We start from the raw sequence: 22,986 nt of genomic DNA on the forward strand, positions 1-22,986 counted from the left end.
CTTCTGGATGAAACCTCGTCGTCCATGATCGGGCACATCGGACGATCACGCCAGTGCTGGCACCGTCGCCGATCGCGGTCAGCGGTCAGGCCAGCTCAACGAGCTCCAAATAGTCGTCGGACCAGTGGTCCTCGGTGCCGTCCGGCAGCAGAATCACGCGTTCGGGATTGAGGGCAGACACCGCACCGGGGTCGTGCGTCACCAGCACCACGGCCCCCTCGAACCGGCTGAGCGCGTCCAACACCTGTTCCCGGCTGGCCGGATCGAGGTTGTTCGTCGGCTCGTCGAGCAGCAGCACGTTCGCGGCCGACGAGACCAGGCCGGCCAGCGCCAGCCGGGTCTTCTCGCCGCCGGACAACGTGCCGGCCTTCTGGTCCAACTGCTCGCCGGTGAACAGGAACGAACCCAGCAGGTTGCGCAGTTCCTGGGCTCCGGCGTCCGGCGCCGCGTGCCGGACGTTCTCCCAGACAGTCGCATCCAGGTCGAGCGTGTCGTGTTCCTGGGCGTAGTAGCCCAACCGCAGACCGTGGCCGGCCACGATCTCGCCGGTGTCCGCACTCTCCCTGCCGCACAACACCTTCAGCAGCGTGGTCTTGCCGGCACCGTTGAACCCCAGTACCACCACCCGGCTACCGCGGTCGACCGCGAGGTCCACCCCGGCGAACACCTCCAGGGATCCGTACGATTTCGACAGGCCACTGGCCGTCAGCGGCGTACGGCCGCACGGCGCGGGAGACGGGAACCTGATCCTGGCCACCTTGTCGGCGACCCGGATCTCGTCCAGCGACGACATCATCTGCTCGGCCCGGCGGGCCATCTGGTGGGCGGCGGTCGCCTTGGTGGCCTTGGCGCCGAGCTTCGCCGCCTGCGCCAGCAGCGTGCTGGCCTTCTTCTCGGCGTTGGCCCGCTCGCGCCGGCGACGCTGCTCGTCGGTCGCCCTGGCATCCAGGTATCGCTGCCAGTTCATGTTGTACGAGTCCAGCTCACCGCGGACCGCATCCAGGAACCAGACCTTGTTGACGACGGCGCCGAGCAGTTCGACATCGTGACTGATGATGATCAGTCCCCCGGCGTAGTTCTTCAGGAAGTCGCGGAGCCAGGTGATGGAATCGGCGTCCAGGTGGTTGGTCGGCTCGTCCAGCAGCAGCATGGTGCCGCCGGCGCTACCCGAACCATCGGAATCGGCTGCGGCGAACAGGATCCTGGCCAGCTCGACCCGGCGGCGTTGGCCGCCGGACAGCGTCTCCATCTGTTGCAGCAGCACCCGCTCGGGCAGGCCGAGATTGGAGCAGATCCGGCCGGCCTCCGATTCGGCCGCGTAGCCACCGAGGGCGGCGAACCGCTCCTCGATCCGGCCGTACCTCTCGATGGCGGCATCGCGGGCCGGGCCGTCGGCCAGCTCGGCCATCTGGATCTGGACCTTCTCCAGCTGGGCGGCCAGCACATCGAGGCCGCGTGCCGAGAGCACCCGGTCGCGTGCGGTCATGGTGAGGTCGCCCTCCCGCGGATCCTGCGGAAGGTAGCCGAGATCGCCCTGGCGGCTGACGGCCCCGGAATACGGCTGCCCCTCGCCGGCGAGCACCTTGAGGGTGGTGGTCTTGCCGGCACCGTTGCGGCCGACCAGCCCGACCCGGTCGCCCGCCTGGAGGCGCAGCGTGGTGTCGGCGAGCAGGATCCGGGTCCCGGCGCGCAGTTCGAGGCCGGTTGCGGTGATCACGTGATCCAATGCTACCGGGACGGTCAGCCGGTTTCCGCCGTCATCGGTCCCGACGAGCGGTGATCCTGCCCATGCCCGGGCGCCGGTCCGGGCGCAGGGCCGTCAGACCAGGCCCCGCTCCCGACCGATGGCTGCCGCCTCGGTGCGGCCGCCGGCGCCGAGCTTTGCCAGGATGTTCGACACGTGCACGCTCACCGTCTTCGTACTGATGAACAGCCGCTTGCCGATCTCGCCGTTGCTGCGGCCGAGGGCGACCAAGGCGAGAATCTCCGACTCGCGGGGGGTCAGGTCGTCGTCGGCGCGGGTGCTCGCCGCCGCGCCCCGCCGGCCCCGGCCGGGTGGTTTCCGGGCGGTGCCGTTGCCCAGAGCGCGCAGTTCGGTCAGTAGCGGGCCGGCGCCGAGCGCCAAGGCAGTTTCCAACGCGGGGGCCACCACGTCTCCGGCCTGCCCGGAACCCGTCGCGCCGAGCGCGGCCGCCCACCGCGCGCGGCTCCTGGCCTCCTCGAACGTCCAACCCAGCCGGGCGAAATGTTCGACCGCCTGCTGCCACAGCCCGGTCAGCACATCCTGCGCTGGCGGATCGATGCCGGCGATCCAGCTCAACCTGGCGAACTCGGCTTCGATCCTGGCGGCCCAGGCGTGTGCCTCGGGCCCGACCGGGATGCCGCGCCCGACGTTCTGCGCCAGCACCTCGCGCGCCGTCTCGATCAGCTCCAGCCCGCGTCGGTGGAAGACCTCGCGATCCTGCTGACCGGCGGCTGCGGCCGCGGTACCGAATTGCCCGATCAACAGGGCGGACAACCTGATCAGCGCGAGGTAGCCGTGGTGGCCCCACATCGTGTCCAGCTGGGCGACCACCTCGTCGTGGATCGCAACGGCACTCGGCAGATCGCCGGAGTCGCCGTACAGATCGATGCAGGCGAACCCCGCCGTCACGGTGATCAAGCCGTCGAAGCCCCAGCGCTTCCGAATCACCGGCAGTCGGTTGAGCGCCGCCGCCTGTCCCCTTCCGGCAGCCAGCAGCAGACCGACCGAGGAAAGTCCGGCCTCGGCCAGCCCCGGCGGGTTGGTGCCGGCCAGGTCAACGAGTTCGTCGGCGATCGCCCAATCACCGGACATGTATGCGGTGATAGCGCCCAGCATCCGCGAATCGATGCCGTACGGCGCCCATGGCCGGCCGGCCGCCGCGGCCTGTTCCGCTCCGGCCCGGTAGGACGCCAGCGCCATCGGCAGGTCGCCCTCCCCCAGATACACGCCGCCCAGCTGATGATGACCGCGAATCTCAGCGGTGATGTGGCCGCGCTGGTGCGCGGTCGCGATGATCTCTGCCAACGACTGCGCCGACGACTGGGGGTCTCCGGCGTACTCCTTGAGTCTGGCCAACGTTGTCGTGACATCGGCGACCAGCCCGGTGAGCCCGAGCCGTTCACCCAGATCCAGCGCCTCACCGGCGGCCTCGACCGTACGGTCCAGATCGCGGTTGGCCAGGCTGGCATGGGCGAGTACCGACAACAGCCGCGCCCGCACCACCCCTGGATGCCCGTTCTCGATGGACTCGATGGTCAGTTGTTCCGGCATCAGCGCCAGTCCGTCCTTGGCGGTCTCCAACGCGAGCCAGCTGTCCTCGAGCAGCGCCGCCTCGGCCAGCACCACAACGGCCCGGACCCGTTCGGCCGACGGCGCTTCCGGCGGGACGTCCGCGACCAGCTGCTTGGCCACCGTCAGCGCCCGCATCGACTGCCCGGCGGCGGTGAGCGCATCGACCCATTGCGAAACCAAGCTCGTCCGGTCGAATTCGGCGGCCAGGTCGGGTAGCCGGTTGAGCTGCTCGATGGCGTGTTCGTAGTGTTTCGCCGCCTGGTCGGGACCGCCGACGTCGGCCGCCTCGCCGGCGGCCCGGATCCCGGCCCGGACCGCTGTCTCGATGTCCTGGGCCGCCCTGGCGTGCCTGGCCAGCTCGGCCGAACTTCCGGCGTCCGCCGATTCCTTCAGCACGGCGACGTAGGCCGCGTGCAACCGGGTGCGCTCGCCCGGCAGCAGGTCGTCGTACACGGATTCGGCGAGCAACGCGTGCCGGAACGAGTATCCGTCCCTCGCCGGCACCAGCACGTTGCGCTCCACCGCACCGCGGACCGCGGCCTCGAGCTCGCTGTCGGTGAGGCCACAGACGGCCGCCAGCAGCGCATGCGTCACCCGACGGCCGGACACCGAGGCGGCCCGCACCACATCCCTGGACGCGTCGTCCAGGCTGTCCAGCCGGATCAACATGAGTCCGGCCAGATCGTCCGGGACCCGGCCGAGGCCGGCCTCGGCCGCGCCAACCAGCTCCTCGGCGAAGAACGCATTGCCTTCGGCCCTGGCCACGATCCCGTGCACGGTCGCGGCCGCCAGCGGCGCCGGGTGCAGGCTCTGCACCAGCTCCTCGACGTCGTCGTCGGCCAGCGGCGGCAGCGCCACCCGGTGTACGCCGGAGAGCCGGCCCCACTGGATCAGCGCCTGCCGGAGCGGATGACGGCGGTGCAGATCGTCGGTCCGGTAGGAGACGACGACGCTTACCGGGACGTCGAACCCCCGGGTGAACAGCAGGCTGATCATGTCCTGGGTGGACCGGTCCGCCCAGTGTGCGTCCTCGATGATCACCAACACCGGACGGTCCTGGGCGAGCTCGCTCAGGGCTGAGTGCACGTCGTCGACCAGGGCGCCCCGATCGATCGGTGCGGCGCCGTCCGAGCTGCGGAACGCCAGCCGGGCCACCGCCGGATGTCGTTGCGCGAGCTGGGCCGCGGCGTCCGGGTCTTCCGTGGCCAACCGGGCGAACATCTCGGCGAACGGCAGATACGGCGGCGCCGTGTCGCCGAAGTCGACACAGTGCCCAACCATCGCCCGACGCCCCTGGACGACGGCGGCGTCCCGCAGTTCCGCCAGAATCCGGGTCTTGCCGACCCCCGCGTCGCCGCCCAGCAGCACCGCACCGGCCGCCAGTTCCTCGTCAACGCCGACCAGCCGACGCAGCTCTGCGAGCTCGTCGGCACGGCCGATCAATGGCGTCTGGAACACACTCTGGGACACGTCGTCCATCATCTCGTGCCCCACCGACAGTGGCACCGAGAATTTCGCCCCGGGCGTAGTTGCGCCTGCAATCGTCCCCGGCGCAGTCGTGCCCCCGATCATCCCCAGTGCGCCGGGGTGACCAACGGCGCGCGCCGGGAGACGGCGGGATCCGGCACTTCCCTCGTTGCCCGGTTCCGGCGGAGCGGATTGCGGCTGCCACTGCTGTGTCGCCAATCCCTGGCGACCTGCTGGCGGCGGTAGATCGCTTCTGCGTTGATGGCGTCGAACATGATGTTCGCCTGACCCTTCGGTGACCTCCGGTGCGCTGACCGGAGAATCGTTGGTGATCTGTTGACGTCACCAACTCTCGGCCGCTGAGGTAGCGGGCGGCATCGGACACCATCCGTATCCCACCGACCGCCGTACCTCAGATATCGGCCGTCGAGCCCCGATCCGGGCCCCGCCTGCAGCCTGAGGTAGCTCCGAAAGGCGTAGACACCTGGAGTAGATACTGTGTGTATAGTGGCGTCATGTCGGTCTCCCGCACGCTGCTGGGTCTCTTGGAGGTCGGGCCGTCCCACGGCTATGACCTCAAACGCGCCCACGACGAACTCTTTCGCTCCGAACGACCGCTGGCCTACGGGCAGGTGTACGCCACCCTTGCCCGGCTGCTGCGCAACGGTCTGGTCGACGTCGAGGGGACGGAGGCCGGCGAGGGTCCGGAACGCAAGCGGTACGCCATCACGGACGCCGGGGTGACGGATGTCGCGGCGTGGCTCAGCACTCCGGAGAACCCGCAGGAATACCTCCATAACACCCTCTACACCAAGGTGGTGCTCGCGTTGATGTCCCACCGTGATGCCGGCCAGATCCTCGACGCGCAACGCGCGGTTCATCTGGAGTCGATGCGAGAGTTCAATCGCCGCAAGCAATCTGGTGACCTCGCCGACCAGTTGATCTGCGATCATGCACTGTTCCACCTGGAGGCCGACCTGAAGTGGCTGGAAACCACTGCCGGCCGGCTGGCCGAGCTCGGACAGCGGGTCGGCCGATGATCCTGCAGGCGTCGCGGTTGGCCAAGTCGTTCGGGGCGACCCAGGCCCTGCGCGGCGCCGGGCTGACGATCGACGCCGGCGAGATCGTCGCCGTGATGGGTCCGTCCGGATCCGGCAAATCAACTCTGCTGCATTGCCTTTCGGGGATCTTGCAACCGGACGGCGGTACAGTGACCTACCGCGGGGTCGATCTCGGCGGCCTCTCCGACCGTGATCGCTCCGCGCTGCGCCGCGACGATTTCGGCTTCGTCTTCCAGTTCGGCCAGCTCGTTCCCGAGCTGACCTGCCTGGAGAATGTGGCGCTGCCGCTCCGGCTGGGCGGCACCGGCCGGCGGACTGCCGAGGCGACGGCCACCGTGTGGCTGGAGCGGTTGGAGGTGGAGGAGGCAGGTCGGCAGCAACCCGGTGACGTCTCCGGTGGCCAGGCCCAGCGGGTCGCCATCGCCAGGGCGCTGATCCACGATCCCGCAATCATTTTCGCCGACGAACCGACCGGCGCTCTGGATACCCTGCAGGGCGAGAAGGTCATGCAGCTGCTGTCGTCGACCGTTCGTGGTTCCGGGGCAGCGCTGGTGCTGGTGACCCACGAGCCGCGGGTCGCCGCCTATTCCGATCGAGAGGTGATCGTCCGCGACGGGCGCACCGCGGACGCCGCGAACGCGGCATGACGAGCACCGATCAACGGACCTCCGCCCGGCCCCTGCCCGCGACGTCGAGGGGTATTCGCGGGCTGACGTCGGACCTGGCCCTGGGGGCGCGGCTGGCTGTCGGGGCCGGCCGCGCCTCCTGGATCAGGCTGGGGCTGATGGCTTTTGCTCTCGGGGCGTGTGTCCTGCTGCTGTTGATGGCTGCGACCATCGGCCCCGCGACCGGGTCGCGCCAGGCACGAGCGTCAGCGCTCCAGCCCACCACCGTGTACGAGGCTCACGCCGCCACCGACATGTACGGCGCTCCCGCCGCCGACACCCCGACCATGGAGGTACATCGGGAAGAGCTGAACTCCGGTCCGAACCTGGCGATCGGGTACAGCATCGCCGCGCTCACGGTGCGGGCCACCCCGCCGCCGGGAGTGGCTGCGCTGCCGGGTCCCGGCCAGCTGGTGATCTCCCCGGCGCTGGCGGATCTGCTCGCCTCCGAGCAGGGTGCCGGGTTGCGGCCGCGGTTGGCCGATCGGGTGATCGGCACCATCGGACCCGCCGGGTTGCCGGCCCCTCGGAGCCTGTTGTTCTACCGGGGCATCGCACCGAGCGCCGGACCGCTGTCCGATGCCACGTCGGCCGTCGGCTGGGGCACAAATCCGGCGCTTTCTACGCCGGACCAGGGGTTCAGCGACGTCGACAAAGCCGTGGTGGTCACCGGTATCGCGATCCTGGTCGTCCCGCTACTGGTCTTCATCTCCATCGCCAGCCGGATCGGCGGGCCGGCCAGGATCCGGCGGCTGGCGGCGATCCGGTTGGTCGGTGCGACTGCGATCCAGGTACGGCGGTTCGCCGCGGCGGAGGCGATGATCGCCGGCGTAGCCGGGCTGGCCGTCGGTGCTGGCGGGTATCTGTTGCTCCGAGCCTTTGCCGGCTCACTGTCGTTGGGCGGCGCCGGTTTCTTCGCCGCCGACCTCGTTCCCGACCCGATGCTCGCGGCGCTGATCGTGGTGCTGGTGCCGGCGTTGGCCGTGGTTTCGGTGTCGGCCGGTCAACGGCGGGCCGCGGTAGAGCCGCTCGGCGTCCGCAGGTCCGGTCGGCAGACACCGCGGCGCTGGTGGTGGCGGATGCTCCTGGTGCTCTTCGCCGGAGCGGCCCTGCTCGTCGCGTCCAAGGGGTCGGGCCAGATCGGCGGCGGTGACAGTCTGGCGGTGCGCTTCGTTCCCGGCGTCGCCCTCGCGATGATCTGCGTTCCGGTCCTGGCTCCGTACCTGGTCGAGAAGCTGTCCCGCATCCTGCCGACCAGTGGGATCGGTTGGCAGCTGGCCGTCCGCGGTGTCCGGGCCGACAGCGGAACCGCCGCGCGATCCGTCAGCGGACTGGCAGTGGTGCTCTGCGCTGCGGTGACGCTGTTGCCATTGCTGGCCTACACCGGAGCCCGGGTCGGTGAGAACACCGAGAGCGCCGGGCCGGCCGGAGACGGCAACAGCTACCTGTTCATCCATGCCGCTGTCGGCGAGTTGCCGACGATCCAACACCGAGCGCAGGCGGAAGCGGGCACCGCCCGGGTAGCGGCGTGGTCGATGCTGGACGCCTCCCTGTCTCCGGGATCAGATCTGCCGGTAGCGATTGCCGATTGCGCTGCGCTGCGACAGTTGTCGACGCTGACTGGTTGTCGCGACGGCGATGTGGTCCGGGTCGTCGGCGACGTTCCCGGCTCTCCGCCCGAGCCGGGTTCGCAGCTCACATTTGCGGGCAGCGACGGTGATCTCGGGTCGGACCAAGCCCTGACACTGTCGTTACCTGACACCATCCGGTCGGCTGCCGCGACCACGGACGGCATTTCTCGCCTCTATCTGACGCCGGGGGCCCTGATCCCCGCCGCCCCCGCACTCCTGAGGGACGACGCCTGGCTACGCGTCGCCATCGACACCCGTGGAATGGACGACGCCGGCTTCGACCGGGTGCGGAACTCGTTGGCCGGCTACGGCTGGCAGGTCGACGACAGCATGTTCGGCGTCGGCGGCGGACTGACACATCTGGGCCAGCTGATGACGACAGCCCGGACCGGCCTGTTGATCGGCGGCGCACTGATCCTGCTGGTGGCGGTGCTCAGCATGTTGGTGCTCGCGGTCGAACAGATCACCGAACGTCGGCGGGCGCTCACCATGGCGGTGGCATCCGGTGTGCCGCGATCCGTGCTGGCCAGGGCGTCGGTGCTCGGTGCACTGCTCCCGGCGGCCGTCGCTGTGCTGGTCGCAGATGCGATCGGCATCGGCATCACCTTCGCGTTGAATCCCTTGCTGCGCACCGATCTGCGACTGAACCCGATGGGCCTGCTCGGCCTCTCGGTGGCCACCCTGGCGCTCGTCGCCGCGATCAACGCCGCAACCTTGCCGGCCCTGCGACGGCTGACCAGGCCCAGCGCGCTGCGCACCGAGTGAGCGCATGTCCGTGCTCCCAGCCGGGATCAGTCGGAATCAGTCCGAATCTGCGAGCGCGGCTGCGGCCGGCCGGCCGCTGGTCACCCGCCAGGCCGGCAGCACCATCGACAGCATCGCCAACGCGAAGGCGGAGCCGACGATCGTCAGGTAGATGGCGATCGGTCCGGTCGGCAGCAGTGTTCCCTTCGTCAGCAGACTGAACGGGACCAGCGTCGAGGCCGACACTGCGGTGCCGAGCACGATGCCGATCACCGCCACCAACAGGGCCTCGACCGCGATCATCCGCAGCACCTGTCCGCGGCTGGATCCGGTGAGCCGTTGCAGACCGAACTCACGGCGCCGCCGTGCGGTCGAAATGATCATCGAGTTGACCACCGACAGCACGGTGTAGATCGTCAGCACGCCGAGGATCAGGTACTGCACCCAGGCGCCCACCTGCTGCTGCTCGTGATGCGCGCCGATCAACGCCCCCTTGTCGCCGATCGTCAGCCCCGGGGCGCCGTCCAGCAGATCGCGCACGGCGCGTTCCAGCGCTGCCCCGTCCGTTCCGGCGGCAGCACGCATCAGGATCTGGCCGGCAAGGCCGGCCGAGGTGTGCGAGGCCAGCAGGTCCGCCGGGAACACCAGGGTGTCCCGGTACGACAGATCCTTCATGACCGCCACCACCGTCAGCTGCAGGTCGGTGCCGTCGCCGAACCGCACGGCCGCCGTGCTCCCGACTGCGAGACCGGAGGCGACCGCGATCGACTCCGGCACCGCAACGGTGTTGCCGCGCAGCGCGTCCAGCGAACCCGCCATCGCGGTCGCGCTGACCACCGAGTCCGCGGCACCGGCCGTGACACCTTGCGCCTGGATCCCGTCCTCGTCCTGTCCCCGGTAGTTCGGGCTCTGCAGGAAGACCGTACTGGTCACCAGTTCCGACGCCCCGCCGACCTCGGGCAGCGCCGAGACCCGACCCAGCAGGTCCGGCGCCAACCCGCCGGTCGTCGAGGTGATGACCGCGTCGGCGCGCAGCGAGTCGGCGAACGCCCGCTGCTCGACGTCGGCCGTGGTGGTCTGCAGGTAGATCATCGCTGTCGCCAGGCCGGTGGCCAGCATGATCGGGGTGACGGCACCAGCCACCCGGATCGGCCTTGCCTTGCTGTTGACCACGGCGAGATAACCACTGCCGCCACTGAACATTCGGACCGGCCATTGCACCAGCCGGGTCATCAGCTTGGTGGAACCCGGCGACACCATCGCCATCCCGAGCGCCCACAGGAACACCGACGGTCCGGCGGTACTCGCCGCGATCGGGCCGTCGAACACCGTCAGGGTGACGATGATCAGTGCGGTGCCACCGGCGAACGCCAGGCCGGCGAGCACGAATCGGGGCTTCGTCAGCCAGTGTCGCGGCTCTCCCGCGTCGGCGAGGGCCTCGGTCGGCCGGACCACCGCGACCCTTCGGGCAACCACGGTGGCGGCCAGCACCGCGGTCAGCACGGCGGCGCCCACCGCGACGACGATCGGGATCCAACCCGCCCGGAAGGTCAACACCGCCGGGACCACCTCGTGAGCTGCGAGCTGGTCGAACAGCCACTGCGCCAGCCATCTTCCGGGTAGCCAGCCGACGGCAGCGGCCACCGCGGCGATCGCCGCCGCCTCGCCGACCACCAACCTGCGGAGCTGACGCGGGGTGGTCCCGATCGCGCGCAACAGCGCCAGCTCGCGACGGCGCTGCTGCATCGCCAGCGCCAGGGTCGCGACGATGACGAAGGCCGCGACGGCGATCGCGTTGCCGCCGGCTACCGCGGAGACCACGACGAGATTGCCGCTGGCGCCCAGGGTTTCACGGAACTCCGCCAGGCCTCGGTGATTGCCGGTGAGCGTGGTGGCGGTGCCATGGGTGGCGGCGGCGATAGCCCGGGCGATCTGCTCAAGGGCTGCCGGATCGGCCGGTGGATCCGTCAGAACCCCGATCGAGTCCCAACTACCGGGATGCCCGGACAGCTGACGGGCAACCGGATCCGAGAAGAACACCGCACCGTCACGGGTGGGCTGTGGCGCCGCCAGGATGCCGCTCACCCGGTACTGTCGCGCTACCCCACCGACCAGCACGGTGACCCGCGCGCCGACGCCGGCGCCGGGAACCTGGTCGTCGACGGCGATCTCGCCCGCTCCCCGCGGGGCCACCCCGGCGGTCAGCCGGTAGGGCGCCAGCTCGGCCGAACCGAAGGTGTGGCCAAGGATCCGGCGGGTATCCACCGGATCGCCGTCACGGATCACGGTGGCGGCGAAGGACACGTCACCGATCGCGGCGCGGACCCCTGGCACGCCGGCGATCGGCGCCAGCAGGTCGTCGGAGATCCTGACCGTCTCCGGGAGCGTCGCGGTCTCCGTGTCGTCGTCATCGGCGGAACCGGGTGGACTGTCCGGTATCTCGAACTGCTGGTGCCCGGTGACCACGACGCCGGCCGCGGCCAACCGCTGCGGCGCGACGTCGCCGCGAATGCCGGTCTCCATCAACGCGCCGAAGGCAAAGACCACGGTGGCGCCGAAGAAGATGGCAATGAAGGTACCGATCGCGCTGGCCGGCCGGAACCGCAACGATCGCAGGGCGAGCCGGATCATCGAGCACCGCCGGCGGCGGGCAGCAGCGGGTCGGCCTGCTGCAACCCGGGCGCCGCCCAGGCACCCAGATGCACCATCCGGTCGGCGATGGCGTCGGCAGTGGGGGCGAAGAGCTCATCGGCCACCCGCCCGTCGGCCAGGAAGACCACGCGATCCGCGTACGACGCCGCCACCGGATCGTGGGTCACCATCACCACCGTGCGCCCGGCGCCCCTGACCACCTGGGTCAGCAGGGTGAGCACCTCGGCAGCGGAACGGGTATCGAGCGCACCGGTCGGCTCATCGGCGAAGATCACCGCCGGCTCGGTGATCAGGGTCCTGGCAATCGCCACCCGTTGCTGTTGCCCGCCGGAGAGCTCCGCCGGCCGGCGGTCCGCCTGGTCGGCCAGTCCCACCGACGCCAGCACCGCTGCCAGCCTCGGCCGGTCGGTCCGCCGGCCGGCCAGCCGCAGCGGCAGCGCCACGTTCTGCGCAGTCGTCAGCGCCGGCAGCAGATTGAAGGACTGGAAGACGAAGCCGAGCCGCTCCCGACGCAGCACGGTGAGGTCCTTCTCCCGCATGTCGGAGAGCCGGATCCCGTCCAGCAACACCTCACCGCCGGACGGCCGGTCGAGCCCGGCCGCGCAGTGCAGCAGGGTGCTCTTGCCGGATCCCGATGGGCCCATCACCGCGGTGAAACTGCCCCGGGCGAACGCGAGATCGACGGAATCCAGGGCGGTCACGGTGCGACGGCCGCGCCCGTAGGTCTTGCCGATTCCTTGCAGCACTACGGCTTTCGCCGCGGTTCGGCCGGCAGGTTCGTCGGTTGTCCGACTGCGCATGATGGTTCCCCTTGGTGGGCCGGGGTCCGCACCGGAGTCCCGATAGCGGCCCGTGGTGGTGGGCACGGCAGCCAACTGCCGTACCAATAACGCTAGGACCGCGACAGGCCCGCGCCGAGGCCCGTAGACCCCGAATCCGGGGTGGTGCTACCTGGACATCCGAGCCGCGCCGGGCCAACCGGGCGCCGCGCCGGACCGCCGAGCCTGGCTGTTCAAGTCACGTCGCGAACGGTGATCGACACGTCCAGGCTCCGGCCGGCGACCTCGTCCAGGACGGCTCGCCGTGGCTCGGCAATGTCCCGGAACTCCCTGCGCGGCAGGGTCTTCAGCTCGGCAAGCCGAGGATCGTCCAGGACCGCGACGATGCTCTTGAGATCGCCGCCGACGATCAGGGCGGCGACGGCGGTGGTGCTGAGCACCCGGGCCGCGGCCTCGGCGGTCTCCTGTTGCGCCGCGGTGAGTTGATTGCCACGGCGTCGGGCGTATCGCTGTTGCGACCAGCCACCGGCGGCGGTGCGTCCCTGCACGTAGTGGGTGTCGGTGGACGAAACGGTGACCTTCCGGTCCCGGCAGATTCCGACCGAGTGCGCGCCGGCCCTGACCAGGATCAGCCCGATCGCACCGATGCCCGCCAGATGGTCGAGCACGGCCTCGATCGGCTCCCGGTCGCCGAGCGCCATCGGGGCGAACGGCACGTCGATCCGGGCGGTGGTTCCGTCACCCCCGACGATGCTCACCCCGCCGTCGTCGGCGGTGACGTTCGTCAGCCCGTTGTTTCTGGCGGCGAACCGGTTCACCCAGCCGGACAACCGGTCCGGAGACACCTCGACCACCCGGCCGCCGCCGGCGGCCGGCCGCGCTCCCCGTCGAGTCACGGTGCTCCTCGCTCGCCTGCGTGCCGGCTCACAGTGCCCCGCCCCAGAGCCGGGCGGAACCCCCGGACAATGTCGACCCCGCCCGCACCGCTTCGTCATCGGTGAAGGATGCGATGTAGTCGATGATGCCGCGACCGCGGCCCAGCCGGACCAGATCGTCGGCGCTGGTGGTGATCTCGCCGGTCGGGCCGACCAGAAGTTCCGGGCGGGCAGCACGCAGTTCCAGGTATCCGCGGGTGGCCAGGTCTACCAGGTCGATCAGCCGACGTGGCGCCCGGGCGGCGTCGGCGGTGTCGGTGAGCCAGGATTCGAAGCCGGAGACCAGGCTGGCGAGCAGGTGCGCCTGACCCCGCTGGAACATCGCCAGGTCCGGTCGGTCCAGGACGAACCGCTGGTGGACGAATTTGAGCACCGCGACCTCGTGCCAGGCCTGCCGGTCCAGGGTGACATGTGCCGACCGCGGATGCGGATCCGGCTGCACCACAATGGATTCCTCCAGGTGGGCGATCCAGGATCCGGTGAACGCCTGGACGGCACGCTCGGCCGACATCGACGAGTCGAAGGGAACTCCGAGCAACCCCTCGACCAGATCTCCGGCGACCCGGCCGACCGCGGTGGCGAACACCTCGTCGTCGAACAGCCAGTCGTCCTTGTGCAAGAGCCTGCGGCGCAGCAGCTCCAGGCTGCGGCCGGGATTGCGCTCGTCGGCGATCAGCTCCCGCTGGCCCGCTCCGGCGAGTTCGACCCGGTCCTTGATCCAGGTCCGGAACTCCGCAGAGATGGCGGCGTGCTGCAGGACACCGGCCCGGTGGAAGTCGTCCAGATCGTGGAGCGAATAGGCGATGTCGTCGGCGACGTCCATCACCGAACACTCGACGGTCTGCCGGAACGGAGTGATCCTCGGGTAGGCGGCGAGCGCCTCGTCCATCTCGGGCACGTCCAGCAGGTAGGCCGAATACTTGCCCGACCCCGGTGCGTCCGGTGCCCGGCCGGCACCCTTCGGCGTCGGCTCGGCGTCGATCGGATGTGGCGTCGGCGCACCGAGCCTGGCCCACGGGTACTTCAACACGGCCGCCCGGACCGCCGCGGTCAGGTTCAGCCCCTCCGCCGTGTCGCCGTGCACATCCAGTTCGGTGAGGATCCGAAAGGTCTGGGCATTCCCCTCGAACCCGTCGGCGAGCCCGAACCTCGAGCGGGCCAGCCGGTCCAGGATCCGTTCGCCGAGGTGGCCGAACGGCGGGTGGCCGAGATCGTGGGCGGACGCCGCGGCCTGCACCACCACCGGGTCGCAGCCGCCGAGCTCTGCGGCCAGGCGGGCGTCGTCGCTGCGATTGACCCCGACGGCGATGGCCCTGGCCACCGCGGTCACCTTCACGGTGTGCGTCAGCCGATTGTTGACCACATTGCCCAGCGCGCCCGGCGACACCACCTGGGTGACCGCCGCCAGCCGGGAGAAATACGGCGAGAACCTGATCCGCTCCAGATCATCCCGGAAGGCGCCCTCGGTGGCGGCCGTCAAGGGGTGCCCGGCACCGGTCCGGTCGTCACGGCCCTCCGGGCTCCGTCGCTGCAGTCGCGCATCCACGCTTCGCAACCTATCCCGCCGCTTATCATCTTCGCTTGCGCTTGCCAACGTGTCGACTTCTGCCCCACCCGCCACAAATCGCTTGGTTTCGGAAGCGCGGGGGCCGGTAGACCCCGTAGATCCCGTCCGAATCACAGACCACGCGAATACGCCCCGAGTTGTCCACATCGGCTGGTGCCTGCTCCGACCTGTCCACAGCATCGAGGAGGCCCTGTTCCCCGAGCGTGGTGGTGACCAGCCTGAATCAATGACGATTCACACCGACCGAGCCAAAGTCGCCCAGATCTTCCAGCGCCACGGCGAGGTGATCACCACCCGAGACGCGGTCGCCTGCGGAGTCCCGGTCGGGTGCGTTCGGCGCGTCGAGGACGCCGGAACGATTCTCCGACTGAGCAAGAGCGCGTTCGTCACCCGGGAGAGCTGGGACGCGACGGACAAATGGGGGCAGTTCCGTCTGCGCTCTCTTGCCTTCGGCCTGACGGCTGCCCCCCACGTCTTCCTCACCGGAGCGTCCGCACAGGCGATCTTCGGCCTGCCGGTCTTCACCTCCCCTCCGGATCTGCCGATCGCGATCCGGACCCGACCTACCAGCAGCGGCACCAACTTCGGTCCACACGCTCGCGTCCGGACCGGTGTGCTTCCCACCGCACACCGTTGGCAGCAGGATCGAGTCGGAATCGTCAGCACGTCGTACGCCGCGATAGACGTCGCACGGCACAGCATCCCGGCCGAGGCGCTGGCTGTCGTCGACGCCGTGCTTCATGCCGGAACTCATCGTGAACGCCTTGATCGGCTGCTGACGGATCTGCAGACCTATCCGGGAATCGAGCAGGCAATCTGGGCGGTCGAGAACGGCGACCTGAGAGTGGAGTCACCGACAGAGTCGTTGGGACGGCTGGCGTTCCTGGAGGCGGGGCTGCCCGCGCCGTTGTCGAATGTCTGGATCTCGGACGGCAATACGACCTACCGAGTCGACCATCTGATCGCGGACAGCGGTGTGGTGCTGGAAGCAGACGGCGCACTCAAGCTGAACAACCGTGCCGATGCCCACGAACAGCTGCGTCGGCAGATCGTTCGCGAGAGTTGGTTGCGATCCAAGGGATTTGCCGTTGAGAGATACGACATGCCGATGGGTCTGTACCGCCGGCCGGCGATCGTTCGACTCGCGGACCGGGCGGCAAAGGCCCAACGCGGCAGACCGATCCCCACCTGCTGGTCGCTCGATCCGCCGCGCCAGTTCAGCGTCGTCTGATCCTGCCGTCACCGGCCGCCGCGGCGCTTGCGAATTTGCACACTCTCGTCACAGCCGCCACAAACTCGGCACTTTCGCAAGCGCCTGCGAAGTTGATAAGCGCCCGGATCAGGACGCAGGGGCCGGGGTCAGATGGAGAAGCCGAGGGCGCGGAGTTGGTCGCGGCCGTCGTCGGTGATCTTGGTCAGGTCCCACGGCGGCATCCAGACCCAGTTGATCCGGAACTCGTCGACGATGCCGCCGTCGACCAGGGCGGCCCGGACCTGATCCTCGATCATGTCGGTCAGCGGGCAGGCAGCGCTGGTCAGGGTCATGTCGATGGTCGCGGTGTTGGCCGAGTCGACCACCACGTCGTACACCAGGCCAAGGTCGACGATGTTGATGCCGAGCTCGGGATCGACCACGTCGCGCATCGCCTCGAGCACATCGTCAAGGGCCGCGACGTCGGCGCCAGCGGCCGGCGCGGCCTCGGCGGCGTCCAGGTCGGCCGCACTGCGGCCGGCGCGCTCGTCGATCGGGCTCTCGGTGCTGGTCTCGCTCATCGCTGTGCTCCTTCGTCGTTGCTGCCCACTACTTCGGTACCGCCGACGGCGCTGCTGGCGGCGTCCTTGAACGCCATCCACCCGAGCAGCGCGCACTTCACCCTGGCCGGGTACTTCGCCACACCGGCGAACGCCACACCGTCGCCGAGTGCTTCCTCGTCACCCTCGATTGTGCCCCTGCTGGTGACCATCTCGGTGAATTCGTCCAGCACCGCGAAGGCTTCCGGCAGGGTGCGGCCGATCACCAGGTCCGTCATCACCGACGTGGCGGCCTGCGAGATCGAACAGCCGAGCGAGTCGTACGACACATCGCGCACTACCGAACCGGCGTCCGAGGCGTCGGCGAGTCGCACCCGCAACGTCACCTCGTCGCCGCACACCGGGTTCACGTGGTGCACCTGCGCCTGGAACGGCTCGCGCAAACCCCGATGGTGCGGCGCGCGGTAGTGATCGAGAATGATCTCCTGGTACAGCTGATCCAGCTTCACGACGCCCGCCCCCCAGCCGCGGTGGTGCCGGCTCCGAGGAAGAACCGCTGGCTGTCCTTCACGGCATCCACCAGGGCCCCGACCTCGTCTGCCGTGTTGTACAACGCGAACGACGCCCGGACGGTCGCGGCCAGGCCGTAGCGCCGGTGCAACGGCCAGGCGCAGTGATGCCCGACCCGCACCTCGACGCCGGCGTCGTCCAGGATCTGCCCGACGTCGTGCGCGTGCACCCCTTCGACATCGAACGACACCGCTCCCCCGCGATCGGTCAGATCGGCCGGGCCGATCAGCCGAACCCCCGGCAGTCGACCGAGTTCCTGCAACGCAAGTCCGGTGAGTTCGGCCTCGTGTCGGGCGATGGCGGGCATGCCGACGTCGGTCAGATAGTCGACCGCCGCGCCGAGTGCCACCGCCTGGGTCACCACCGGAGTGCCGGCCTCGAACCGTTGCGGCGGTGCCGCGTACGTGGTGTGGTCCATGAAGACCTGTTCGATCATCGAGCCACCGGTCAGGAACGGCGGCATCTGCGCCAGCAACTCGTAGCGCCCGTACAGCACCCCGATCCCCGTGGGGCCCAACATCTTATGACCGGAGAAGGCCGCGAAATCAACGTCGAGCGCCGCCAGGTCGACGCCCTGGTGCGGCACCGACTGACAGGCGTCGAGCACCACCAGCGCACCGACCCTGCGGGCGGCGGCGACCAGCAGGTCGACGGGGTTGACCGTGCCGAGCACGTTCGACTGGTGAGTGAACGCCAGCACCTTCGTGCTACGGGTGACGATCTCGTCCAGGGTGGACAGGTCGAGCCGGTAGTCGTCGCCGAGCGGGATCCAGCGCAGGGTCGCCCCGGTCCGGCGGCACAGTTCTTGCCACGGGACGAGATTGGCATGGTGTTCCATCTCGGTGACGACGACCTCGTCGCCGGGTCCGAGCGCGAACGGCGATGACGGGTCGGCCGGGGCACCGTATCCGGCGGAGTTGGAGAAGGCGTACGCCACCAGGTTCAGCGCTTCGGTGGCGTTCTTGGTGAAGGCGATCTGCTCCGGACGACCGGCGCCGACGAAGCCGGCGATCTTCGACCGTGCGCCCTCATAGAAGTCGGTGGCTTCCTCGGCGAGCTGATGCGAACTGCGCGAGACCGCCCCGTAGTGCCCGGTGACGAACTCCTGCTCGGCATCCAGCACACACACAGGACGCTGCGAGGTGGCACCGGAATCCAGGTACACCAACGGCTTCCCGTCCCGGATCGTGCGATCCAGGATCGGGAAGTCTTCCCGCAGCCGGGCGAACTCGACGGCGTCGACGACGCCGGCCCGGTCGCCGGTGCGCTGGTGCTGGCTGTTCGTCATCACGGTCCGCTTCTTTGAGATCAGACCGTTGCGCCGCTGGTGAACCGCACGTAGCCGTTGGTCTCGAGCTCGTCGGCAAGCTCCGCGCCGCCGGACTCGACGACCCGGCCGGCGGAAAAGACGTGCACCGCGTCGGGCTTGATGTAGCGCAGGATCCGGGTGTAGTGGGTGATCAGCAGCACCCCACCGTTGTTGTTGGCCTGGTAGGTGTTCACGCCCTCGCTGACCACCCGCAAGGCGTCGATGTCGAGCCCGGAGTCGGTCTCGTCCAGGACCGCGATCTTCGGCTTCAGCAGCTCCAGCTGCAGGATCTCGTGGCGCTTCTTCTCGCCGCCGGAGAACCCCTCGTTGACGCTGCGCTCGGCGAATTCCGGCTCGATCTCCAGACCGGCCATCGCTTCCTTGACCTCCTTGACCCACTTGCGGATCGGCGGGGCCTCACCGCGCACCGCGGTGGCGGCGGTCCGCAGGAAGTTGGTCATCGAGACGCCCGGGATCTCCACCGGGTACTGCATGGCCAGGAACAGACCGGCGCGGGCGCGCTGGTCGACCGTCATGGCCAGTACGTCTTCGCCGTCCAGGCTGACGGTGCCGGAGGTCACCTGATACTTCGGGTGCCCGGCCAACGAGTAGGCCAAGGTCGACTTGCCGGACCCGTTCGGGCCCATGATGGCGTGGGTCTCCCCGGAGGACACCGTGAGGTCGACGCCGCGGAGGATCTCCTTCGGCGCCTCGTCGGTGAGTACCGACACGTGCAGGTCGCGGATCTCAAGTGTTGCCATGGGTTTCAGTTGCTCCTAGAAGTTCGTTCAGAGGGTCGGCGGCGGACCGTCCGGCCCGCAGGACGGGTCAGTATCCGGTGATGGCCAGTTCACGTTCGATGGTCTCCGAGGCCCGCTCGACGACCGAGGGCACGCCGAGGCGCAGCAGCACCTCGCCGAAGAAGCCGCGCACCACCAGCCGGCGGGCCACGTCGGACGGAATGCCGCGGGACATCAGGTAGAACAATTGCTCGTCGTCGAACCGGCCGGTGGCGCTGGCATGGCCGGCGCCGACGATCTCGCCGGTCTCGATCTCCAGGTTCGGCACCGAATCGGCGCGGGAGCCCGGCGTCAGCAGCAGGTTCCGGTTCATCTCGTACGTCTGGGTGCCCTCGGCGCTCTCCCGGATCAGCACGTCGCCGATCCACACCGTGCGGGCGGACTTGCCCTGCAGCGCGCCCTTGAACAGCGCGTTGGACTTGCAGTGCGGCGCGTCGTGGTCGACGAAGATCCGGTGTTCAAGGTGCTGGCCGGCGTCGGCGTAGTACAGCCCGAGCAGTTCCGCGTCGCCACCCGGTCCGGCGTAGTCGACCGAGGTCGAGATCCGCACCAGGTCGCCGCCGAAGGTGAGCGCGGTGTGCTTGACCTTGGCGTCGCGGCCGACCGAGACGTGGTGGAAGCCAAGATGAACGGTGTCGTCCGCCCAGTCCTGCACGGTTGTCACGGAGACGGCGGAGCCGTCTCCGGCGATCACCTCGACCACCTGGGCGATGGTGGTGGAGCCCTGATGGTTGAGCACCACGTCGGCCCGCGAGTTCGCACCGAACCGCAGCACGATGTGACCGGCCTCGGTGACGTCGGCATCGGTGCCGCTGAGCGTCACCACGACGGTCCCGTCGACCTCGGCGTTCTCGGCGACGTCCACCAGCAGCGACGACGGCACCTCATCCAGGATCCTCGCGGTGACCCGGTCGTTGGGCAGGAAACCCGAAGCCCCGCGCAGGCTCCGCAGTTCATCAGCCTCCTCGGACGTTCCGCCGACGGACCGGATGCTCACCCCTTCGTGCGAGGTCCACTCACACTCGATGGCACTGGGCTGGAACTCGGCATCGGCCTGCAGCCCGCGCAACCGGCGGAACGGCGTGAACCGCCACACCTCCTCCTTGCCCGTCGGCACCGGATGGTCGGCAACCTCGTACGACCCCTTCGGGTGCAACACCGTCGCCACCCGGGCATTGGTCTCAACCGCGCCGGCAACATTCGGCGCCTCAGTAACTGTCACTTCACTTCTCTCTCTTCACGTCCGCGGAAGCGGCGAAGGCCGGCAATGGGTTCTGACGATCTGGGCTGGGCTCTCACCACTCAATGGCTGCCGGCGAAGCATTTCGGCGGCCGGACGGGTGGATTGCCCGGCCGGGCACCCCCGCCCCAGAGGCCCCCACCATCACCCGACGGCGCCTTCCATCTGCAACTCAATGAGCCGGTTCAGCTCCAACGCGTACTCCATCGGCAATTCCTTGGCGATCGGCTCGACGAACCCGCGGACGATCATCGCCATCGCCTCGTCCTCCGTCATCCCCCGGCTCATCAGGTAGAACAACTGGTCCTCGCTGACCTTGGAGACGGTCGCCTCGTGCCCCATCACCACGTCGTCCTCGCGGACGTCGACGTACGGATACGTGTCGCTGCGGGAGATGGTGTCGACCAGCAGCGCGTCACACTTGACTGTCGATTTGCTGTGGTGCGAACCGGGATTGACCTGTACAAGGCCGCGGTAGGAGCTGCGGCCACCGCCACGAGCGACCGACTTCGAGATGATGGTCGATGAGGTGTACGGCGACAGGTGCAGCATCTTCGCGCCGGTGTCCTGGTGCTGGCCCTCGCCGGCAAACGCGATCGAGAGCACCTCGCCCTTGGCGTGCTCGCCCATCAGCCAGACGGCCGGGTACTTCATGGTGACCTTGGAGCCGATGTTGCCGTCGACCCACTCCATGGTGGCGCCGGCCTCGGCCTTGGCCCGCTTGGTGACCAGGTTGTAGACGTTGTTCGACCAGTTCTGGATGGTGGTGTAGCGGCAGCGGCCGCCTTTCTTCACGATGATCTCGACCACCGCGGAGTGCAGCGAGTCCGACTTGTAGATCGGCGCGGTGCAGCCCTCGACATAGTGCACGTAGGCGCCTTCGTCGACGATGATCAGCGTCCGCTCGAACTGGCCCATGTTCTCCGTGTTGATCCGGAAGTAGGCCTGCAGCGGGATCTCGACGTGCACGCCCGGCGGCACGTAGACGAAGGAGCCACCGGACCAGACGGCGGTGTTCAGCGAGGCGAATTTGTTGTCGCCACTGGGGATCACCGTGCCGAAGTACTCCTGGAAGATCTCCGGGTGCTCCTTGAGCGCGCTGTCGGTGTCCAGGAAGATGACGCCCTGGTCCTCCAGCTCCTTCTGGATGGAGTGGTAGACCACCTCGGACTCGTACTGGGCGGCGACGCCGGAGACCAGGCGCTGCTTCTCGGCCTCCGGGATGCCCAACTTCTCGTAGGTGGTCTTGATATCGTCCGGCAGTTCCTCCCACGAGGTCGCCTGCTTCTCACCGGACCGGACGAAGTACTTGATGTTGTCGAAGTCGATCCCGGACAGGTCGGCGCCCCAGGACGGCATCGGCTGACGCTGGAACAGCTCCAGGGCCTTCAACCGCCGCTTGAGCATCCATTCCGGCTCGCTCTTCTTCGCCGAGATGTCCGCGACCACGTCGTGGTTCAGTCCCCTGGTCGCGGCTGCGCCCGCCGCATCGGAGTCCGACCAGCCGAAGGCGTATCTGCCCAGCGAGTCGATGGTCCGCGCCTGCTCCAGGCGGGACTCGGAGAGGCCGAGGTCGATCGTCTCGTCGGTGGTGGTCATAGGGGTGTTCCTTCCGTCAGCGGTCGCGATGGTCGGTGCTGCTGGGCACTGTGCTGCTGGTCAACGTGCTGCAGGGCAACGTGGTGCTGGCTGCCGTGCAGCGGGTCTCTGAGTTCGACGTCCACCGGGCCGGGGACGAAGGTGGTGCAGAACGAGTCGCCGCGGGCGATGGTGGCCAGTCGCTGCACGTAGGTGCCGCTGGCTTCGGCGAACACCTCGAGCTCGGCCTGGCACAGCTGCGGGAACCTGGCCGCCACCTGAGCGACCGGGCAGTGGTGCTGGCACAGCTGCTGGCCGGCGACCACGTCGTCGACGCTGGCCGCGTATCCGGCGTGCGAGAGCGCGCTGGACAGCACCGCTATCCGGCCCTTGACGTCGGCCGCGGCGGCCAGTTCGCGGTGGAAGGGTTCGATCAGCTTCTCGGCCCGCCGCCGGGCGAACGCCATCACGGCGACGTCGCCCGCGGTCTGTTCGACGAACTCGAGTGCCTCGGCGGCCAGTTCGTCGTAGGCGTGCGGCAGCCGACTGCGTCCGGCATCCGTCAGCAGATATTCCCGAGCGGGGCGGCCACGGCCGCGCGGCAGCCGACTGCGGCATTCCCGGAAGGTGACGGCGCCTTCGTCGAGCAGTGCGTCAAGGTGTCGTCGGACTCCGGCGGCGGAGATGCCGAGCCGCTCGGCGATCTCGGCGGCCGGCGCGGGGCGTTCCAGCAACAACCGGATGACGGCCGCCCTGGTGCCGCCCTCGATGAGATCGGAATCGGCCCCGGAAACGCGCAGCACCGACCCCGCGGTGGCGCTGGACGCCACCGACGATGCCCGGTCAGCGGTTTTCACAACACCAGTGTGACGTTTTTCCGCCGTCATCTCAAAGAAGGGCACCCTCACCTGGCGAACCTG

17 protein-coding genes are annotated in these 22,986 nt (G+C 69.0%); 4 read left to right on the forward strand and 13 right to left on the reverse strand.

Annotated features, from left to right (window positions below):
* Window positions 1-85 precede the first annotated feature (85 nt).
* Both K340_RS0105185 and K340_RS37445 read right to left on the reverse strand, forming a co-directional pair.
* Window positions 86-1,717 carry an ABC-F family ATP-binding cassette domain-containing protein gene (locus K340_RS0105185; RefSeq protein WP_029135947.1) on the reverse strand — a complete coding sequence of 544 codons (1,632 nt, stop codon included), beginning with the start codon at window positions 1,715-1,717 and terminating at the stop codon, window positions 86-88.
* A 102-nt stretch (window positions 1,718-1,819) separates the two neighbouring features.
* On the reverse strand, window positions 1,820-4,822 hold the full coding sequence (locus K340_RS37445) for a helix-turn-helix transcriptional regulator (RefSeq protein ID WP_051265110.1): 3,003 nt from the start codon (window positions 4,820-4,822) through the stop codon (window positions 1,820-1,822).
* Window positions 4,823-5,298: 476 nt separating this feature from the next.
* On the opposite strand from K340_RS37445, the gene K340_RS0105200 reads away from it, so the two are divergent.
* From K340_RS0105200 to K340_RS0105210, 3 genes are read left to right on the forward strand one after another with little or no spacing between them, the layout of a single operon-like run.
* Window positions 5,299-5,823 (forward strand): PadR family transcriptional regulator, encoded by a 525-nt coding sequence (locus tag K340_RS0105200; RefSeq protein ID WP_029135949.1) that lies wholly within the window; start codon window positions 5,299-5,301, stop codon window positions 5,821-5,823.
* Window positions 5,820-6,491, forward strand: coding sequence for an ABC transporter ATP-binding protein (locus tag K340_RS0105205; RefSeq protein WP_037362688.1), 672 nt, complete (start codon window positions 5,820-5,822; stop codon window positions 6,489-6,491). The genes K340_RS0105200 and K340_RS0105205 overlap by 4 nt, the downstream gene beginning before the upstream one ends.
* Complete coding sequence (locus K340_RS0105210; protein ID WP_029135951.1) at window positions 6,488-8,905, forward strand: ABC transporter permease family protein; 2,418 nt, start codon at window positions 6,488-6,490, stop codon at window positions 8,903-8,905. Before K340_RS0105205 ends, K340_RS0105210 begins: the two co-directional genes overlap by 4 nt.
* A 36-nt stretch (window positions 8,906-8,941) precedes the next feature.
* Here K340_RS0105210 and K340_RS0105215 read toward each other — a convergent pair whose 3' ends face one another.
* The 4 genes from K340_RS0105215 to K340_RS0105230 form a co-directional block, all read right to left on the reverse strand.
* Window positions 8,942-11,515, reverse strand: a complete 2,574-nt coding sequence (locus K340_RS0105215; protein ID WP_029135952.1) for an ABC transporter permease — start codon at window positions 11,513-11,515, stop codon at window positions 8,942-8,944.
* Complete coding sequence (locus K340_RS27600; RefSeq protein ID WP_051265112.1) at window positions 11,512-12,336, reverse strand: ABC transporter ATP-binding protein; 825 nt, start codon at window positions 12,334-12,336, stop codon at window positions 11,512-11,514. Before K340_RS27600 ends, K340_RS0105215 begins: the two co-directional genes overlap by 4 nt.
* Window positions 12,337-12,548: 212 nt before the next feature.
* Complete coding sequence (locus tag K340_RS0105225; protein WP_029135953.1) at window positions 12,549-13,211, reverse strand: acVLRF1 family peptidyl-tRNA hydrolase; 663 nt, start codon at window positions 13,209-13,211, stop codon at window positions 12,549-12,551.
* 28 nt (window positions 13,212-13,239) lie between these two features.
* The gene (locus K340_RS0105230) at window positions 13,240-14,796 is read right to left on the reverse strand and encodes a deoxyguanosinetriphosphate triphosphohydrolase family protein (RefSeq protein WP_029135954.1); all 1,557 of its coding nucleotides are present in this window, start codon (window positions 14,794-14,796) and stop codon (window positions 13,240-13,242) included.
* Between the two features lie 247 nt (window positions 14,797-15,043).
* Between K340_RS0105230 and K340_RS0105235 the strand changes: the two genes are divergently transcribed.
* Entirely contained in the window at window positions 15,044-16,048 is a 1,005-nt protein-coding gene (locus K340_RS0105235; protein ID WP_029135955.1) for a type IV toxin-antitoxin system AbiEi family antitoxin domain-containing protein, read from the forward strand.
* A 128-nt stretch (window positions 16,049-16,176) separates the two neighbouring features.
* Here the strand turns inward: K340_RS0105235 and K340_RS0105240 are convergent, their stop codons facing one another.
* The 7 genes from K340_RS0105240 to K340_RS27615 form a co-directional block, all read right to left on the reverse strand.
* Window positions 16,177-16,590 carry a metal-sulfur cluster assembly factor gene (locus K340_RS0105240; protein ID WP_029135956.1) on the reverse strand — a complete coding sequence of 138 codons (414 nt, stop codon included), beginning with the start codon at window positions 16,588-16,590 and terminating at the stop codon, window positions 16,177-16,179.
* Entirely contained in the window at window positions 16,587-17,078 is a 492-nt protein-coding gene (gene sufU / locus K340_RS27605; protein WP_051265115.1) for a Fe-S cluster assembly sulfur transfer protein SufU, read from the reverse strand. Before sufU ends, K340_RS0105240 begins: the two co-directional genes overlap by 4 nt.
* The gene (locus K340_RS27610) at window positions 17,075-18,427 is read right to left on the reverse strand and encodes a cysteine desulfurase (protein ID WP_051265117.1); all 1,353 of its coding nucleotides are present in this window, start codon (window positions 18,425-18,427) and stop codon (window positions 17,075-17,077) included. The genes sufU and K340_RS27610 overlap by 4 nt, the downstream gene beginning before the upstream one ends.
* Window positions 18,428-18,447: 20 nt before the next feature.
* Window positions 18,448-19,209 carry a Fe-S cluster assembly ATPase SufC gene (gene sufC, locus K340_RS0105255; protein ID WP_029135957.1) on the reverse strand — a complete coding sequence of 254 codons (762 nt, stop codon included), beginning with the start codon at window positions 19,207-19,209 and terminating at the stop codon, window positions 18,448-18,450.
* Between the two features lie 67 nt (window positions 19,210-19,276).
* A complete protein-coding gene (gene sufD, locus K340_RS0105260) occupies window positions 19,277-20,470 on the reverse strand; it encodes a Fe-S cluster assembly protein SufD (RefSeq protein ID WP_029135958.1) in 1,194 nt (397 codons plus the stop codon).
* Window positions 20,471-20,632: 162 nt separating this feature from the next.
* Entirely contained in the window at window positions 20,633-22,087 is a 1,455-nt protein-coding gene (sufB, locus tag K340_RS0105265) for a Fe-S cluster assembly protein SufB (RefSeq protein WP_029135959.1), read from the reverse strand.
* Window positions 22,084-22,923, reverse strand: a complete 840-nt coding sequence (locus K340_RS27615; RefSeq protein ID WP_245599454.1) for a helix-turn-helix transcriptional regulator — start codon at window positions 22,921-22,923, stop codon at window positions 22,084-22,086. The genes sufB and K340_RS27615 overlap by 4 nt, the downstream gene beginning before the upstream one ends.
* Window positions 22,924-22,986 lie beyond the last annotated feature (63 nt).

The organism is Nakamurella lactea DSM 19367 (genome assembly GCF_000426645.1).
In the GTDB taxonomy this organism is placed as follows: Bacteria; Actinomycetota; Actinomycetes; order Mycobacteriales; family Nakamurellaceae; genus Nakamurella; species Nakamurella lactea.

What these genes read in the sequence shown, in the direction of transcription:
- K340_RS0105200 (WP_029135949.1), top strand. Translation starts at nt 5,299, where the DNA reads ATGTCGGTCTCCCGCACGCTGCTGGGTCTCTTGGAGGTCGGGCCGTCC.
- K340_RS0105205 (WP_037362688.1), top strand. Translation starts at nt 5,820, where the DNA reads ATGATCCTGCAGGCGTCGCGGTTGGCCAAGTCGTTCGGGGCGACCCAG.
- K340_RS0105210 (WP_029135951.1), top strand. Translation starts at nt 6,488, where the DNA reads ATGACGAGCACCGATCAACGGACCTCCGCCCGGCCCCTGCCCGCGACG.
- K340_RS0105215 (WP_029135952.1), bottom strand. Translation starts at nt 11,515, where the DNA reads ATGATCCGGCTCGCCCTGCGATCGTTGCGGTTCCGGCCGGCCAGCGCG.
- K340_RS27600 (WP_051265112.1), bottom strand. Translation starts at nt 12,336, where the DNA reads ATGCGCAGTCGGACAACCGACGAACCTGCCGGCCGAACCGCGGCGAAA.
- K340_RS0105235 (WP_029135955.1), top strand. Translation starts at nt 15,044, where the DNA reads ATGACGATTCACACCGACCGAGCCAAAGTCGCCCAGATCTTCCAGCGC.
- K340_RS0105240 (WP_029135956.1), bottom strand. Translation starts at nt 16,590, where the DNA reads ATGAGCGAGACCAGCACCGAGAGCCCGATCGACGAGCGCGCCGGCCGC.
- K340_RS27610 (WP_051265117.1), bottom strand. Translation starts at nt 18,427, where the DNA reads ATGACGAACAGCCAGCACCAGCGCACCGGCGACCGGGCCGGCGTCGTC.
- sufC (WP_029135957.1), bottom strand. Translation starts at nt 19,209, where the DNA reads ATGGCAACACTTGAGATCCGCGACCTGCACGTGTCGGTACTCACCGAC.
- sufB (WP_029135959.1), bottom strand. Translation starts at nt 22,087, where the DNA reads ATGACCACCACCGACGAGACGATCGACCTCGGCCTCTCCGAGTCCCGC.